General features: G+C 69.4%; 17 protein-coding genes. 10 read left to right on the top strand and 7 right to left on the bottom strand.

The features are described from left to right. Window positions 1-14 precede the first annotated feature (14 nt). Window positions 15-449 (bottom strand): Lrp/AsnC family transcriptional regulator, encoded by a 435-nt coding sequence (locus E4M00_RS10250; protein WP_193555573.1) that lies wholly within the window; start codon window positions 447-449, stop codon window positions 15-17. A 159-nt stretch (window positions 450-608) separates the two neighbouring features. On the opposite strand from E4M00_RS10250, the gene pdhA reads away from it, so the two are divergent. From pdhA to E4M00_RS10235, 3 genes are read left to right on the top strand one after another with little or no spacing between them, the layout of a single operon-like run. After that, on the top strand, window positions 609-1,697 hold the full coding sequence (gene pdhA, locus E4M00_RS10245) for a pyruvate dehydrogenase (acetyl-transferring) E1 component subunit alpha (protein WP_135120371.1): 1,089 nt from the start codon (window positions 609-611) through the stop codon (window positions 1,695-1,697). Continuing rightward, a complete protein-coding gene (locus E4M00_RS10240; protein WP_135120369.1) occupies window positions 1,694-2,710 on the top strand; it encodes an alpha-ketoacid dehydrogenase subunit beta in 1,017 nt (338 codons plus the stop codon). The genes pdhA and E4M00_RS10240 overlap by 4 nt, the downstream gene beginning before the upstream one ends. Further along, on the top strand, window positions 2,710-4,059 hold the full coding sequence (locus tag E4M00_RS10235; protein WP_135120366.1) for a dihydrolipoamide acetyltransferase family protein: 1,350 nt from the start codon (window positions 2,710-2,712) through the stop codon (window positions 4,057-4,059). Before E4M00_RS10240 ends, E4M00_RS10235 begins: the two co-directional genes overlap by 1 nt. Before the next feature lie 13 nt (window positions 4,060-4,072). On the opposite strand, the gene E4M00_RS10230 is transcribed toward E4M00_RS10235, so the two are convergent. Continuing rightward, window positions 4,073-4,630, bottom strand: coding sequence for a hypothetical protein (locus E4M00_RS10230; RefSeq protein ID WP_135120365.1), 558 nt, complete (start codon window positions 4,628-4,630; stop codon window positions 4,073-4,075). 127 nt (window positions 4,631-4,757) lie between these two features. On the opposite strand from E4M00_RS10230, the gene E4M00_RS10225 reads away from it, so the two are divergent. Next, window positions 4,758-5,405: a class I SAM-dependent methyltransferase gene (locus tag E4M00_RS10225; protein WP_135120363.1), complete on the top strand. Its 648-nt coding sequence runs from the start codon at window positions 4,758-4,760 to the stop codon at window positions 5,403-5,405. 19 nt (window positions 5,406-5,424) lie between these two features. Here E4M00_RS10225 and E4M00_RS10220 read toward each other — a convergent pair whose 3' ends face one another. Next, on the bottom strand, window positions 5,425-7,911 hold the full coding sequence (locus tag E4M00_RS10220; protein WP_135120361.1) for an MMPL family transporter: 2,487 nt from the start codon (window positions 7,909-7,911) through the stop codon (window positions 5,425-5,427). A 77-nt stretch (window positions 7,912-7,988) separates the two neighbouring features. On the opposite strand from E4M00_RS10220, the gene E4M00_RS10215 reads away from it, so the two are divergent. Beyond that, the gene (locus E4M00_RS10215; RefSeq protein WP_135120359.1) at window positions 7,989-8,585 is read left to right on the top strand and encodes a TetR/AcrR family transcriptional regulator; all 597 of its coding nucleotides are present in this window, start codon (window positions 7,989-7,991) and stop codon (window positions 8,583-8,585) included. A 77-nt stretch (window positions 8,586-8,662) separates the two neighbouring features. Here the strand turns inward: E4M00_RS10215 and E4M00_RS10210 are convergent, their stop codons facing one another. Next, entirely contained in the window at window positions 8,663-9,346 is a 684-nt protein-coding gene (locus E4M00_RS10210; RefSeq protein WP_135120357.1) for a ThuA domain-containing protein, read from the bottom strand. A 117-nt stretch (window positions 9,347-9,463) separates the two neighbouring features. Between E4M00_RS10210 and E4M00_RS10205 the strand changes: the two genes are divergently transcribed. The 3 genes from E4M00_RS10205 (at window position 9,464) to E4M00_RS10195 (ending at window position 11,105) form a co-directional block, all read left to right on the top strand. Beyond that, a complete protein-coding gene (locus tag E4M00_RS10205) occupies window positions 9,464-9,823 on the top strand; it encodes a nuclear transport factor 2 family protein (RefSeq protein WP_240037009.1) in 360 nt (119 codons plus the stop codon). A gap of 51 nt (window positions 9,824-9,874) precedes the next feature. Then, window positions 9,875-10,387, top strand: coding sequence for a MarR family winged helix-turn-helix transcriptional regulator (locus E4M00_RS10200; RefSeq protein WP_135120355.1), 513 nt, complete (start codon window positions 9,875-9,877; stop codon window positions 10,385-10,387). Window positions 10,388-10,604: 217 nt separating this feature from the next. After that, window positions 10,605-11,105, top strand: coding sequence for an FBP domain-containing protein (locus E4M00_RS10195; protein WP_135120353.1), 501 nt, complete (start codon window positions 10,605-10,607; stop codon window positions 11,103-11,105). 155 nt (window positions 11,106-11,260) lie between these two features. Here E4M00_RS10195 and E4M00_RS10190 read toward each other — a convergent pair whose 3' ends face one another. Beyond that, complete coding sequence (locus tag E4M00_RS10190) at window positions 11,261-12,235, bottom strand: EamA family transporter (protein WP_135120351.1); 975 nt, start codon at window positions 12,233-12,235, stop codon at window positions 11,261-11,263. Between the two features lie 102 nt (window positions 12,236-12,337). On the opposite strand from E4M00_RS10190, the gene E4M00_RS10185 reads away from it, so the two are divergent. Both E4M00_RS10185 and E4M00_RS10180 read left to right on the top strand, forming a co-directional pair. Beyond that, window positions 12,338-12,895: a CGNR zinc finger domain-containing protein gene (locus E4M00_RS10185; protein WP_135120349.1), complete on the top strand. Its 558-nt coding sequence runs from the start codon at window positions 12,338-12,340 to the stop codon at window positions 12,893-12,895. An 80-nt stretch (window positions 12,896-12,975) separates the two neighbouring features. Next, window positions 12,976-13,401 (top strand): hypothetical protein, encoded by a 426-nt coding sequence (locus tag E4M00_RS10180; RefSeq protein WP_135120348.1) that lies wholly within the window; start codon window positions 12,976-12,978, stop codon window positions 13,399-13,401. A 3-nt stretch (window positions 13,402-13,404) separates the two neighbouring features. Here the strand turns inward: E4M00_RS10180 and E4M00_RS10175 are convergent, their stop codons facing one another. Next, window positions 13,405-14,484 (bottom strand): SDR family NAD(P)-dependent oxidoreductase, encoded by a 1,080-nt coding sequence (locus E4M00_RS10175; RefSeq protein ID WP_135120346.1) that lies wholly within the window; start codon window positions 14,482-14,484, stop codon window positions 13,405-13,407. Continuing rightward, a complete protein-coding gene (locus tag E4M00_RS10170) occupies window positions 14,481-16,214 on the bottom strand; it encodes an FAD-binding protein (protein ID WP_135120344.1) in 1,734 nt (577 codons plus the stop codon). The genes E4M00_RS10175 and E4M00_RS10170 overlap by 4 nt, the downstream gene beginning before the upstream one ends. Window positions 16,215-16,246 lie beyond the last annotated feature (32 nt).

The following is a 16,246-nucleotide window of genomic DNA, read 5'->3' as shown; positions in this document are numbered from 1 at the left end:
GGTCACCCGGCCGCTCAGATCGCGTCGAAGTCCTCGAAGATCAGCGCCGTCTTGGTCGAGCGCACCCCGGGGATGGCCTGCAACTCCTCGAGGACGACGCGCCGGAGGTCGCCGTTGTTGCGCGCACGCACGAGCAGGATGGCGTCGAAGTCGCCGCCGACCAGCGCGATGTGCTCGACCTCGGCGATCTGCGACAGGCGCTCGCGGGTGTCCTGCCAGGCCGTCTGCTCGAGAGTGAGGGTGACGTACGCCGAAGAGTGCTGTCCGGCGAGCACGGGATCGACCCGGGCGCCGAACCCCTGGATCACCTTCGACTCGACCAGCCGGTTGACCCTGGCGTACGCGTTCGCGCGCGAGATGTGGGTGGTCGCCGCGATGGCACTCACCGACGCCCGGCCGTCCTTGCGCAGTTCCTGCAGGATGCGGCGGTCCAGATCGTCCAGCTCCATGGGCTCCGGCTCCTCGTTGTGCGGGTCAGCGTGAGACTGATTGTAGCGAGCGTTCCCGTTCTGAGATCAGAAAGTCCAGCGTGACTCGCTCGGCTTGTGACTTGTGGGTTGAAAGCGCATCCTGAACGACAGAGCGTCCATCACGTCAACGGAGACTGAATGACCGACTTCCTCCCTCGGGATACCCCTGTGCAGCTGGTCGACACGACCGGTGCCTTCAGCGCGGACCCGGTCTACCCGACACCGGCTCCTGACGCCCTGGTCGACGGCTACCGCTCCCTCGTCATCGGGCGCAGGGTGAACGACCAGTGCAATGCGCTCGTGCGGCAGGGCCGGCTCGCCGTCTACCCCTCCTCGCACGGCCAGGAGGCGTGCCAGGTGGCGGCCGTGCGGGTTCTCGACGCCGACGACTGGCTCTTCCCGACCTACCGGGACACCGTGGCCGTGATGCTGAAGGGCGTGGCACCGGCCGAGGCGACCCTCATGCTGAAGGGCGACTGGCACGGCGGCTACGACCCGCACGTGCACAATGTGGCACCACAGGCGACGCCCCTCGCCACGCAGCTGCTCCATGCCGTCGGCTTCGCCCACGCGGCAGTCCTGAAGGGCGAGAGCACCGTCGTCCTCGCCATGTGCGGCGATGGGGCCACCAGCGAGGGCGACTTCCACGAGGCGCTCAACTTCGCGGCGGTGTTCCACCTCCCCGTGGTCTTCTTCGTGCAGAACAACGGCTTCGCCATCTCGGTGCCGCTCTCACGCCAGACCGCAGCCGAATCCCTCGCGCACAAGGCGATCGGCTACGGAATGCCCGGCGAGCGTGTGGACGGCAACGACCTGGCGGCCCTCCTCTCCGTGCTCGGCGCCGCAGTGGACCGCGCGCGCTCCGGCGGTGGGCCGACACTCGTCGAGGCGCACACCTATCGGATGCAGGCCCACACCAACGCCGACGACGACACCCGGTACCGCGACGGTTCCGAGGTGCGTGCGTGGGCCGACCGCGATCCGCTCCTCCGCCTGCGCACCCACCTCCGCCGGGAAGGGCTGCTCACGGAGGAGTCCGAGGCGTCCTTCACCGAGGCCGCCGACAGCATCGCCGCGACCCTGCGCGACGCCCTCAACACCGATGCGCAGCTCGATCCGGATGACCTGTTCCGTTTCGTCTACGCGACCCGCACCCCTCAGCTCGAGGAGCAGTCCGCACTGCTCGACGGTGAGTTGCGGCGCACCGGCCAGGAGGCACAGGCATGACGATGATCCAGGACAGGCCGATGGCCGCATCCGCCAACCGCGAGACCATGACGATGGCCACCGCCGTGAATCGTGCTCTCGGCGACGCCATGGCCGACGACGACACCGTTCTCGTGTTCGGCGAGGATGTGGGCGCGCTCGGCGGCGTCTTCCGCGTGACCGACGGGCTCACAGCGCGCTTCGGAGAGCGCCGCTGCTTCGACACCCCGCTCGCCGAGGCTGGGATCATGGGGATGGCCGTCGGGATGGCGATGAACGGGATGCGGCCCGTCGTCGAGATGCAGTTCGACGCCTTCGCCTATCCGGCCTTCGAGCAGGTCGTCAGCCACGTGGCCAAGATGGGCAACCGCACGCGGGGCCGGGTGCGGATGCCGATCGTCATCCGCATCCCGTACGGCGGAGGCATCGGCGGGGTCGAGCACCACTGCGATTCCTCGGAGTCGTACTACGTGCACACGCCCGGGCTGCTGGTGGTAGCCCCAGCCACGCCGCAGGATGCCTACAGCCTGCTGCGATCCGCGATCCGCAGCCCCGATCCCGTGGTCTTCCTCGAGCCCAAGAAGCTGTACTGGGCGAAGGGCGAGGTCGACACCTCGCTGGAGGTCCCGATCGGGGCCGCGCACGTTATCCGGGCCGGAACCGACGCCACCCTCATCGCCTACGGAACCTCGGTGCCGATAGCCCTGGCCGCGGCCGACGCCGCCGAGGAGGAGGGCCGCAGCCTCCAGGTGGTGGACCTGCGCAGCCTCACGCCCTACGACGACGCCACCGTCGATGCGGCGGTGCGCTCCACCGGCCGCGCCGTCGTGATCGCCGAAGCCCCGGGCTTCGCGAGTGTCTCGTCGGAGATCGCGGCACGGGTGTCGGAGCGGTGCTTCTCCTGGCTCGAGGCGCCGGTGCGTCGGGTGACGGGGTTCGACATCCCGTTCGCGCCCCCGAAGCTCGAGCGGTACTACCTGCCTGACGTCGACCGCGTGCTCGATGCCGTCGACACCCTCAACTGGGACGCCTGATGGCCACCCGCGTCTTCTGCCTGCCCGACCTGGGCGAGGGCCTGACCGAGGCCGAGCTCGTCCACTGGATCGTCGCGGTCGGAGACGAGGTGACCGTCGACCAGCCGATCGCCGAGGTGGAGACGGCCAAGAGCATCGTCGAGGTCCCCTCGCCGTTCGCGGGCACCGTCGCCGCCCTCCATGGCGAGGAGGGACAGACGCTCGCCGTGGGTGCGCCGTTCCTCGAGGTCGTCGAGGCGGGCGCGGCCGGCGCGGTCGTCGAGCCCGGTGCGACCGAGGCGGCATCCGCGTCCGTCGAATCCGGGCACGAGGCCTACCGCGTCGAGGAGCGCGCCGGATCCGGCAACGTGCTCATCGGCTACGGGACCGCGGAGCACCACACCCGGGGCCGCACTCGCCGTCGGGCGGCGCCGGCCGCCGCTGCCGAACCTGCCGCGCGGGCTACGACCGCACCGGCCGTTGCGATGGCTCCGACCGCTCCGACCGCGAGCCTCGATCGACGGAGCGGACCCGTTCCGGTGCGCTCCCCGATCGTGCGCAGCCTCGCCAGGAGTCGCGGCATCGACCTGCACACCATCCATCCCGCTGCGCCCGACGGCATCATCCGTCGCTCCGACGTGCTCGACGCCGGACGCCTCGTGTCGGGCCACTCCACGGACGACCTCGAGATCGTGCGACGCGAACCCCTCGGGATGCTGCGCCGCACCGTCGCCGCCAAGCTCTCGCGCAGCCGCTCCGAGATCCCGGAAGCCACGGTCTGGGTCGACGTCGACGCGACGACGCTCTGGCAGCTGCGGCAGGCGATGGGCGACGGCGCTCCGTCACTCACCGCGTTCGTGGCGAAGTACGTGCTGCTCGCCCTGGCGGAGCACCCCGTGCTCTGCGGACGACTCAGCGACGACGGCACGGAATTGATCCAATACGACGGCGTGAACCTCGGCGTCGCCGCCGACACCCCGCGCGGCCTGCTCGTGCCCGTGCTCCGGCACGCCGAGCGCCAGTCGATCGCCGAGCTCGACGCGCACATCCGCCGCCTCGCCGACAGCGCGCGTTCGGGCACGGCCACCCCGGCCGAACTCACGGGGTCGACCTTCACGCTCAACAACTACGGCAGCCTCGGCGTCGACGGATCGGCCGCCATCATCAACCACCCCGAGGTGGCCATCCTGGGCGTCGGTCGAATACTCGAGCGCCCGTGGGTCGTCGATGGTGCGATCGTTCCGCGGCGCATCGTGCAGCTGTCGCTCGTGTTCGACCACCGGGTCTGCGACGGAGGCTACGCGGCGCGCTTCCTGGGTTCGATCGTGCGGGCCATCGAGAACCCGATCACGCTCTACGACCGCATCTGAGGCGGCCGCCCGGTCACATGCCCGAGGGCGAGGCGGATGCCGCAGGCCCGGCCTTGCGCGGCCACAGCGTGTAGCTGATCGCCCAGACCGCGTCGATGCCGACGACGAGCAGGAGGATGGGATACCAGCTCTGCAGTTCGAGGGTGCGCGCAGGGTCATCCACCCACCAGGTCAGCCCGAACAGGATGGCCGCGGCGATGCCGGCACCCAGAACCGTGCGCGCCAGGTCGGCCCAGCATTTCCGGGTGTAGGCAGCGCCCGTGAGCTTCGGCGCTGGCTCGCCACCGGCGAAACGCTGGGCGAAGCGGGCGTCGGCCCATGCGATGAGGCGGTGTCCGTAGGCGACGGAGAACCCGATGTAGAGCGCCGCAAGTCCGTGGGCCCACTCCGCCTGCGCGCCGCTCTTCAGGTGCACGGCCGTGGCGATCAGCAGCACCACGTCGATGGCCGGCGCCGCAGCGAGCAGCACGAGGCCCAACCGCGGCATCCTCAGGACGTACCGGGCGACGAGTCCAGACACGACGGCGACCCAGAAGCCGATCTCGCACGCGATGATCAACCCGACGATCATGGACCCTCCTCCGCTCGCCGTCCTGCACGACGCTACCCGGGCCTCAGCGGGCTGGCCACTCCCTCAACGCTTGCCCCTTCGGCAAGCGAGGTTGCGCGGGCTGCGGCCACAGCGCACGATCGAGACCATGAGCCGCGACTTCGACAAGGACTACTGGGAGCAGCACTGGCACGACCGGCCCGATGCCGACACGGCTTCGGCGACGGATGCCGCCCCTCTCGGCGCGCCCAACCCGTACCTGTCGAGCGAGACGGCCGGCCTCCGCCCGGGCACGGCCCTCGACGCCGGCTGCGGCACCGGCGCCGAGGCCGTGTGGCTCGCCGAACGCGGCTGGACCGTGACGGGCGCCGACATCTCGGCGAGCGCGCTCGCACAGGCGGCGGTTCGCGCGGCTGCGGCATCCGTCACCGAGAACGTGGACTGGGTCGAGGCCGACCTCACCACGTGGGAGCCACGCGAGCGGTTCGGCCTCGTCACCACGAACTACGCGCACCCGACGATCCCGCAGCTCGACTTCTACACCCGCATCGGCGCATGGGTCGCGCCCGGCGGCACCCTGCTCATCGTCGGGCATCTGCACGGGTCGACGACCACGGCCAACGGACACCACCCGCCCGAGGAGACGACGGTGACCGCGGCGGCCATCACCGACGTTCTCGACCCGGCGACCTGGCGCGTCGAGAGCGCCGCGGAACCCGATCGCACCGTGGACGCGCCCGGCCACGCAGGCGTCCAGCTGCGCGACGTCGTGGTGCGGGCGACGCGGCTCGTGTGAGACGGTGCCGCCCGCCGCGTCAGCTCGCGTGGTGGCGACGCTCGAGGGCCGCGCCCTCCACGTCGACGTTCGGCAGGATCTTGTCGAGCCAGCGCGGCAGCCACCACGCGGACTCCCCGAGCAGGTGCATGAGGGCGGGCATCAGCAGCATCCGCACGACGAAGGCGTCGAGGAGCACACCCAGGGCCAGGCCGAAGCCGATCGAGCGGATCATCGTCGACTCCGCGAAGATGAACCCGCCGAAGACCGAGACCATGATGAGGCCCGCGGCCGTGACGACCGCGCGACCGGCCCTGAAGCCCCGGGCAACGGCCAGGCGGGCAGGAGCGCCGTGCACGTAGGCCTCCCGCATGCCCGACGCCAGGAACAGCTGGTAGTCCATCGCCAGTCCGAACAGGATGCCGACCAGGATGACCGGCAGGAAGCTCAGGATCGGACCCGTGTGGATGCCGAGCGCATCCGCCCCCCAGCCCCACTGGAAGACCGCGACGATCGCACCGAAGGTCGCGAACAGCGACAGGATGAACCCACCGGTCGCGATGAGCGGCACGAGGATCGAGCGGAACACCAGGATCATGATGAGCAGCGAGAGGCCCACCACGACACCGAGGTAGAGCGGCAGCACCGCGGCGAGGTTCGCCGAGATGTCGATGTTGATGGCTGCCTGCCCGGCGACGCCGAGGGTGATGTCGCCATCGATGGGCTGGAGGTCGCGCAGGGCGACCACGAGTTCCTCGGTCGAGACGCTGTTGGGGCCTTCGGCCGGCACCACCTGGAACGCCGCGAGACGGTTGTCATCCGAGACGGCGATGGGCGCGACGGCCACCACGTCGTCCTGGTCTGCGAGCTTCTGGGCCACGTCGACCTGCGCCTGCAGCACCTGGTCGTCGTCGAGGCCGGAGGGCAGCTGCGCCGTGACCAGTAGCGGCCCCGTGGCTCCAGCGCCGAACTGGTCCTCGGTCGTGGTGAACGCCTGGTACGACGCCGACTCGACAGGCTCCGACGAGCCGTCGGGAAGGCCGACGCGCATCGAGAGCGCCGGAATGGCGATGGTGAGCAACGCCGCGGCCGTCGCCAGAACCGTCACGACGGCTCGCCAGGTCTTCATCGGCTTCGCCTTCGTGTCCTCGTGGTGCTCCTCGCCGATGCGGGCGCGGGCTCGACGGTTCAGGATGCGGGTGCCGAGCAGTCCGAGGATCGCGGGCGTCAGGCTCGTGGCGATGAGCACGGCGATCGCCACGCTGACGGCGCCGACGGTGCCCATGAGGCCGAGGAACGGAACACCGGTGATGTTCAGGGCGAGCAGCGCGACGATCACCGTCGTGCCCGCGAAGACGACGGCGTTGCCGGCGGTGCCGTTCGCGAGGCCGACCGACTCGTGAGGTTCTGCACCCTGCAGCAGTTGCTTGCGATGCCTGTTGATGATGAAAAGCGAGTAGTCGATTCCCACGGCGAGACCGAGCATGAGGCCGAGGACCGGGGTGACGGATGCCATCTGCACGACACCCGAGAACGCCAGCGAGCCGAGGGCGCCGATGGCGACACCGACGATGGCGGTCACGAGCGGAAGCGACGCGGCGATGACCGAGCCGAGCATGACCAGCAGCACGATGGCGGCGAAGACGACGCCGACGATCTCGCCGATGCCGACGATGGAGGGCGTGCCCTGGGCGATGTCGGTGGAGAACGAGACCTCGACGCCGTCGATCGGCTCGGATTCGAAGTGGTCGATCACGGCCTGCTTCGAGTCCTCCGAGAGCTCGAGGCGGGGCTCCGTGAACGCGACGTTCACGAGGGCGGTCGAGCCGTCCTCCGACACGACGCCGATGTCCTTCGACAGCTCCATGAGGGTGGCGCCGTTGTCGAGCTTGGTGGTCTGCGCCTCGATCTCATCGCGTGAGGCGTCGAGCTTGGCCTGCTGCGCGTCGAGTTCGGCCTGCTGCGCGTCGAGAGTGGCCTGCTGGGCGTCGAGCGCCGCGAGCTGCTCGGCGGGAGCGCCGGCCGCCTCCGCCTGCTGGCGGGCGGCGTCGAGCTGGGCCTGTCCGGCATCGAGCTGGGCCTGTCCGGCGTCGAGCTGCGTCTGGCCTGCCTCGATCTGCGCATTGCCGTCGTCGATCTGGGTGCGGCCGTCTGCGAGCTGCTGCTGCTGGGCGGCGCGCTCCGTCTCGGTCTCGAAGGGGTCGACCACCTTCGCCACGTCGGGCAGGTCCGCGGCATCCGTCACCAGAGCGGAGATCTCGGTCTTCTGCTCCTCGGTGAATTCCGAGCCGTCGGTGGTCTCGAAGACCACGGTGCCCGCGGCGCCGCTGAAATCGGGCAGCTTCTCCTGCAGTTCATCGGTGACGGCTCCGGATGCCGTTCCGGGGATGTCGAAGCTCGACGAGAGACCCTTGTAACCGATGGCGAAGCCGACGCCCGCGACGACGATCACGAGCAGCCACGCGACGATCACGATCCATGCGCGACGTGCCGCGAGCTTGCCCAAGCGGTACAGGAGTTCAGCCATGTGTTTCTTCGCCTCTCGAAAGCCTCCGCTGATAATACGCAACGGTTCGTCTCGTTGATTGCGAATACGATGTGAGGATGTCCGAGCAACGTCGCGGAGCCGTCCGCAGTGAGACGGCTCGCCGCGCCATCCTCGAGGCCACGGCGCGGCTGTTCGCCGCCCGCGGCTACGACCACCTGACCATCGAGGGAGTGGCACACGAGGCCGGCGTCGGGAAGCAGACGATCTACCGGTGGTGGCCGTCGAAGAGCGCGCTCGTGGCCGACTGCCTGCTCGAGGGACTCCTGCTGCCCAATCGTCTCGGCCCCCCGGACACAGGCGATATCCGCGCCGATCTCGTCACCTGGCTCGACGAGATCTTCGACCTCGTCACCCAGCCGATCGGCGAGTCCCTCATCCTCTCGCTCATCGCCGCGGCGGCCGAGAACCCCGACGTCGGGCGGCGCCTGTACGCGAGCATGGGGGCCACGTCTGCGCTCGTGGAGCGTTTCGAGGCCGCCATCGCCGCATCCGAGATCCGCGTTGATGCGCCGGTGCAGGAGATCGGCGAGGCGCTCATGGGCCCGCTCATCGTGCGCATGCTCAGCCGCTCTCCGATCACACCGGGCACGGCCGAGCGTCTGGTCGACGTGGTGCTCGGGCCGGTCAGAGCGGGCGTCGCTCCGCGCGGGTGAGACAGCAGGGGCGCCGCATCCGTTCGCATATGCAGGATGAGAGCGAACTCAGACTCCCAGGGGAGATGAAACGCATCTCATCCTGCAGACCGTGCGTGCTCCCGCAGCAGCCAGGCCGCCGCGCCGCTCACGAAGGCGGCGGCATCCGGAGACTCATAGGCCTCGGTGTCGTGACCGAGCGCGCTGTAGACGACCTCGGCATCGCCGAACGTGGTGAACCAGGCCAAGGGATGCTCGGAGCCGCCGTGCTCGTGCGTCGCGAGCGGCTGCGTATCCGGCTCGAGAACGAGCGCCGTGTAGCGCTCGTCCACGGTGTAGAACGACCGACCCCGGCCGAGGAGCTCGCCGGCCAGATCCGTCGGCACGATGTGTGCAACTCCCCGCTCCGGATGGAACGTGAGCCCGTCCTCCCAGTGCCCGCCGAGGATCGACGACCACTCCGGCCAGTCGGCGAAGGCCCGCGACGCCGAGTGCACGGCGAGGATCGGACGCCCGTCGGCGAGGTGGGCGAGGAGTCCCGTCTGCGCGGACTCGGGCGGCGTGGAGGGCTCGACGCCCTCGTCGCGGCTGATGTTGAAGACGAGCAGGTCGGGTCGGGCATCCGTCGCCGTCAATCCGGCGAGCGCGGCCTCGACGTCGACGCGCACCGTCACCTCGCCGAGAGGGGCCAGCAGCGCCGCAAGCCGCTGCGACGTCTCGTCGAACGGATGCCACGGGTCGGCGTAGTCTCCGTGGCCGCTCAGCACCGTGATGGTCGTCATGCTTCCGATCCTGCCGCAGGTGAAGGCCGATCGTGCCGATGCGTCCCAGACCACCATGGCGGGCGAGGCGCCACAGCGCTACATTGAATGAAAGTTCACGTAAATGAGGGGAACACGATGGCCGACGCGACGGTGGAGAAGCTGATGCACGCGAACCTTCTGGAGGTGTTCGGTGAACGTGACGCGGCCAAGCGTCGGGACGCCATCCGGCGGACGTACACCGAGGATGTCGTGGCCGCAGACCCGGATGGTCAGGTGACCGGGTACGAAGAGCTCGACGCGAAGGTGCAGGAGATCCTGGACGGCGCACCCGGGTTCGTGTTCCACGCCGAGGGGAGCGTCTACACCGCGGGAGAGCTGCACTACCTGGGGTGGGCGCTCGGACCCGAAGGAGCCGACCCGGTCGCGCGCGGCGCCGACGCGGTGTTCGTTCGCGATGGCAGGATCTCACGGGTCTACACGTTCCTCTTCAGCTGACCAGATGCCGACGGAAGGTCTCGGCGACGCAGTCGAGCGAATGGAGGCGCCGTGAGTCGTTACGAGATCCCACCCGAGTCGCCGTTCGCGTTCCTCGGAGACGACGACATCCGTGCCTGGTACGCCTTCATGAAAGTGCAGCTGCGACTGCGCTACGAGATGAATCGGCAACTGCGTGTCGACAGTGGAATCACGCTCGCCGACTACGACGTCCTCGTGGCCCTCACCAGCGAGCCCACCGGAACGATGACGATCTCCGACCTGGCCATCCGCATCGGAGCCGAACGCAGCCGCGTCTCGCACCAGGCCCACCGCATGGCCACGAAGGACCTCGTCACCCTTCTCCCGAACCCCGACGATCGCCGCATCACCGACGTCACCCTCACTGACGACGGCCGCGACCTCCTCGCCCGGGCGTCCCCTGGCCACATCAGCTTCGTTCGTTCCGTGTTCTTCGACGCATTGAACCCGGAGCAGGGCACCCGGATCGCCGAGGCGTTCGAGAACATCTACGAACTCCTCATCACGCACGGCAGCCTTCCGCGGCCCACAGACCGCCCGTAGCCCGCTGCGCCTCAGGATGCACCCATCGCCCGGGCGTAGGCTGGTCGCATGAGTTCCTCCGGTTCGTTCGCACTGCCCTCGGGGCGTCGGGAGGTCGTCGGCGCTTCACCCGCCGGCGGCAGGTAGTCGCTACCCCTCCCTCACTCGAACGAACCACCGCCCGCAGCATCCGTCCTTCCGAGACGTCGACGAGCGGGCCCATGACTGGAGAAGAACCATGCTGCCCATCAGCGAGAAGACCATCCGTGCGAGCTTCGTGAACGCCTCGCGCAAGGAGACCACCGACATCACCCTGCCGCCCGATTTGGCCGAGCTCGACTGGGAGCGCCTCGACTTCCTCGGCTGGCGCGACCGCAAGATCGCCCGTCGCGCCTACATCGTGGTGCCCGGCGTCGGTGGGCCCGACTACGAGCTCGTCGGGGTGATGCTGCAGCAGGCCAAGGCCTCGCCGCAGAAGCGGGCGCAATGCTCGTGGTGCCAGGACGTGACCCTGCCCAACGACGTCGTGTTCTTCGGCGCACGCCTCGCGGGCCCGGCTGGACGCAACGGCGACACGGCCGGAACCCTGGTGTGCGCCGACTTCGAGTGCTCGACGAACGTGCGCCGGAAGCCGCCTGTCGCCTACATCGGGTTCGACGTCGAGGCTGCACGGCAGGAACGGATGCTGGGACTCCGCGTGCGTGCGGCGGCGTTCGCGGCGACCGTGGCCGGGGCGTGACCCCTCCCGCTCGCTGAGGACCCGGCTACAGCGCGTTCGCTGAGGACCCGGCTACAGCGCGTTCGCTGAGGACCCGACGGAGTCGGCGTTCGAAGCGTCGCCCACTGGCGCGGCCGTTCAACGGATGCGCTTCGGGCGGTCGCTCCGCTCGGCCCTCAGCGAGCGGGTACCTGAGCCTCGGTCGCCGCTCGGCCCTCAGCGAGCGGAAGCTCGACCGGCCCATCCGCGGGCTCCGCCGCCTTCACCGCTGCGATGCCCCCGAGGATGAGCGCGCCGCCGAGGAGCTGGAGCGGCTGCAGCGCCTCGCCCAACAGGATCCAGGCGAAGAGTGCGGCGAACACCACCTCGAGCAGCCCGGCGAATGACGCCAACCTGGAGCCCAGGGACTCCGCCGCCGTGATGCCGGCCACATAGGCCAGCGCGGTGCTCACCACGGCCACGAACAGAAGGGGCACCCACCAGGGGAGCATCGCGCCGAGCAACGGCAGATCGCCGAAGGTGGCCGTGAACGGGAGCACCCCGATGAGCGCGAGCACGCTGAGCGTGAGGGCGCCGATGACGAGTCCGACGCCGGCGAAGGCGACCGGCGGCAGGCCGTCGCTCGGACGCGCTGCGATCACGAAGTAGACGGCGCAGGCCACCATGGCGAGCACGGAGAACAGCAGGCCGATGGGGTCCGGCGCTCCGATGGAGCCGGGTCCGATGACCATCACGAGGCCGACGATCGCCAGCGCCGAGCCGGCGAGCACGAGGGGTCTCGGCATCCGCAGCGTCCTCGCCCAGACCACGGCGACGAGAAGCAGTGGCGCGAGCAGCTCGATGAGGATCGCGGTCGAGACCGGAACCGTGCGAATGGCCGCGAAGTAGAAGAACTGCGTGGAGGCCACGCCGACGACTCCCATGATGAGCACGCGCCAGCGCGCCCGCCAGAGCGCGTCCCACTTTCCCCGCAGCGCGACCAGGGTGATCGGCAGCAGGATGATCGCCCCGCCGATGGCCCGGGCGGTGACTGCAGCTGCCGGAGACCAGCCGGCCTCCAGGAGCGGCTTCATGAGCACGCCCGAGGTGCCGAACGAGGCTGCGGCGAGCACGGCGATCGCCAGACCGGATGCTGTGGACGATATTCTCACGATGCCTCCGTCGAACACCCGCTCGCCGGGATCGACGAAACCGCGTTAGGGTTGAACTGCTATTAGCCCATAACGCTACTCCCGCCCTCGTTAGGAGTCAACATGCAGTTTGCCCATGACACCGTCGTGGCGCTCGAGTTCGCCGTGGAGCTCGGGAACACAGCGGCGGGCGCGTCTCGCAGCGACCTGGAGGAGCTCGGAACCGTCGAGGAGCTGGCGGCTCTCCTCCAGCAGTATCCGTTCACGGGACGTATCGACGGTGACGAGGCCGAGCGCCTCGACGTGCTCGACACCCGCGAGCAGATCAGGCATCTCTGGACCCTGGATCGGGATGACGCCGTGGTGGAGGTGAACCGCATGCTCCGCGAGGCAAACGCCCTGCCCTACCTCGCCAGGCACGACGACATCGACTGGCACCTGCACGCGACCTCGAACGACGCCCCTCTGGGCGAGCGGATGCGGGTCGAGGCCGCCGTCGCGCTGATGGACGTCATCCGCATGGACGAGATGCAGCGTCTGCGGATCTGTGAGGCCGACAACTGCACCGGGCTCATCCTCGATCTGTCTCGGAACGGCTCGAAGCGGTTCTGCACCGTGCGCTGCGGCAGCCGCATGAACATGATCGCGTTCCGCGAGCGCAAGGCGGCGGCGGCCGAGTAGGTCACGCTCCGTTGGCCGAGGCCCGGACGACGTCCGCGGCCGAAGCGCACCACCGGGCGGACGATCCCTAGGCTGGAGGGATGGACGCCTGCGCCGCACTGGCCGAGACCGCGGGGCGGCTCGCATCTTCCGGGTACTCGTCCCGCCGCTTCCTGGTCGAGCTGGGCGCCGCCGGCGGCGGGGTGCGCACCGGGCCGGTGTGGTTCATCGACGCCGGGCTCGGCGGGCGCAACGTGCTGCATGGGCGAGGCTTCCGCCGGCACCTCGATGACGGCACGAACGGCCAGGCACGGCACTTCGCCGGACTCGTCGCCGTGAGCGCACGGCTCGGGGCTCCGCTCACACGCTGGCTCTCGGTGCACGTGGGGCGCGACGCCCCCGACTCGGCCGACGGGCGCCTCACCGAATCGGCGATCAGGTTCACGAGCGGCATCCGGAGCGGGACGCTCGAGCAGAGTTCCGCGGCGGAGTGGATCCGCCGGGAACTCTGCGCGAGGTGCGGGTGACCGCTAGGCGACCGACCAGCCGCCGTCCGACGGGAGGATGACGCCGTTGACGTTCACGCCGTCGTCGCTGAGCAGGAACGTGATCGAGGCGGCGAGCGCCTCGGCCTCTGCAGCATCCGGCAGCAGGGTCATCGCCAACTGCACGCGCGATGCTCCGAGGGGTGAGCCGAACGAGGCCTCGATGTTCGTGATCGTGGGGCCGGGAGCGACGGCGTTCACGCGGATACCGCTCGGGCCGTACATGAATGCGCTCGACTTGGTGATGCCGGCCACGGCATGCTTCGACGCCGTGTAGGCGACACCGGCAGCCGAGCCACGGAGGGCGGCCTCCGACGCGGTGTTCACGATCGAGCCCTTCGCCTGCGCGAGCATCGCGGGGATGACGGCGCGGGTGAGCTTCATGGTGCCGGTCACGTTGATGCGGAACACGCGGTCCCACACGGCGTCGGTCACTTCGCCGATCGGCGTCATGTCGTCCATGATGCCGGCGATGTTGGCCAGGCCGTCGATGCGATCGCCCGCCGCCTCGACGATCGCTGCGATGGCGGCGTCATCCGTGATGTCACCCGACACCACGACGACATCCGCTCCGGCGTGGTCGGCCGCGAACTCGTCGAGACGCTCCTGCGAGATGTCGACGGCGATCACGCGACCACCCTCTCGGGCCACGCGCGAGGCGGTGGCACGACCGATGCCGGAACCGGCGCCCGTGACGATGATGGTCTGGCCGGCGAAGCGCCCGCCGGTGACCTTCTCGACCCACTCGGGGGCCTCGGCGACGGGCACGACCTCCTCGGTGTCGGTGGTGACGGATGCCGCGCCGGCCTCAGGAGCAGCATCCGCCGCGCCGGCCGGAACATCTCCGGCAGCGGCACGTGCCACGAGGGCGTCGACGGCGTCCTGCGAGAACTGGCCCTTGCTGAGCTTGATGAGGCGCTTCAGAGCCAGGCGGTGCACGGGCTTCAGAACGTCGGCATCCTGTCCTGACTGCGCGAGCATCTCGCGCAGGATGGGGCCGCCGACGGGGTGCTCGAGCCAGGTCTTGATGGAGGAGTCGCCGGTGAGGGGTGCGGGGGTGCTCATACTGATGTTTCCTTCTGTTCTTGTGGGGTGGTCGGGATGTCGGTGACGTCGTCGGATGCGGCATCGACGGATTCGGCTCCGTCGAAGACCTCGGCCTCGGATGCGTGCAGGGCGCCGAGGTAACCGAAGATCACGGCGGGCGCGATGGTGGAGCCGGGTCCGGGGTAGGTGCGACCCATGACGGATGCCGTGGTGTTGCCGGCGGCGTAGAGGCCGGGGATGACGGCACCGGCCTCGTCGAGCACGCGAGCGTGCTCATCCGTCAACAGTCCGCCCTTGGTGCCGAGGTCGCCCGGCACGAGCTTCACGGCCGTGAACGGCCCCTTCTCGACGGGGCCGAGGTTCGGGTTCGGCTTCACGCGCGGGTCGCCGTAGTAGTTGTCGTAGACGGTGCGTCCGCGGCCGAAGTCCTCGTCGACGCCGCTGCGGGCGAAGCCGTTGAAGCGGTCGATGGTCGCCTGCAGCGTCGCGCCGTCGACGTGCATGAGGGTGGCGAGCTCGGCGATGGTGTCCGCCGTCACCATGGTTCCCGATTTCCGCAGGCTCTTACCGTCGGTGAGGGCTGCGGCGAACATGTATCGCTGGCGATGGCGCTTGTCGACGACGAGCCACGACGGGTTCGCGGGCGTGGTGCGGTTGCGCTCGAGCAGGTCGTGGCCGAAGTCGATGTAGCTCTCGGACTCGTTGAGGTAGCGCCGACCCGACTGGTCGACGACGATGCTGAACGGATCGCTGCGCTCGTTGAGCACGAACAGCGCCTGCTTGCCCTCGATGGGAACGGATGCGCCCCACCACGCGTCGTCCATGAGAGCCAGGGCGCCCCCGGCCCGGTTGCCGATCTCGATCGCCGTGCCGAGGTCGCCGTCGGCTGCCGAGCTGTAGCCCGGAATGCCGTGGTACTTCTCGCGCCAGGCCGAGTTCATGGCGAAGCCGCCGGCGCCGAGCATCACTCCGCGGCGGGTGCGGATGCGCAGTTCGCCGGTCGGGGTCGTCACGACGGCACCGATCACGACGCCGTCCTCGAGCACGAGGTCGGTGAGCGGGCTGCTGAGCAGCACCTCGGTGCCCTGCGTCCGCACCATCTGCATGAGGCTCATCGCGAGAGCCGACCCCATGCCGTAGAGCTTCTTCCCGGTGACGATGCCGCCGAGCGCACGGAACACGAAGCGGGCACCGCGCACGAAGCCGCTCGGAGTCGACCAGGCGCGCGAGAGCAGCCAGACGTCGTCGTTCTTCAACGGAATCGGCAGACCGTCACCGGCACGGGACGTCGCGAAGGCGTCACCCAGGCGCTTGGCGTCGAATGGCTTCGGCTCGATCGAACGGCCTACCCGGCCACCGGGGCGATCGGGGTAGTAGTCGGGATACTGCTTGGCCGGCGACCACTGCATACCCAGACGCTCGAGCATCCGGAACACCGGGATGACGGCGTTGACGAACGCCCGACGACGTTCGGGACTCGACGCCGGCCCGGCGTCGCTGCCGATCGCCGCCTCCAGATAGGTGAGCGCATCCTCGACAGAGTCGGGTGCGGCGAAGGTGCTGATCAGCGGATTCGTGGGCATCCACAGACCGCCGCCGCTGCGCATCGTGGTGCCGCCCCACCTCTCGGTGCTCTCCACGACGAGTGTTGCGAGTCCGGCATCGGCTGCGGTGATGGCAGCGGTCAGACCCGCTGCTCCCGTTCCGACGACGAGCAGATCGACCTCGCGGTCCCATTCCTTCGACATGTCACTCTCCATACCGGACTACGTTGTCCGGT

This window comes from Orlajensenia leifsoniae (assembly GCF_004570845.1).
GTDB lineage: Bacteria > Actinomycetota > Actinomycetes > Actinomycetales > Microbacteriaceae > Orlajensenia > Orlajensenia leifsoniae.
Note: the sequence above shows the minus strand (reverse complement) of the source record. Positions and strands in the feature narration are given on the sequence as shown.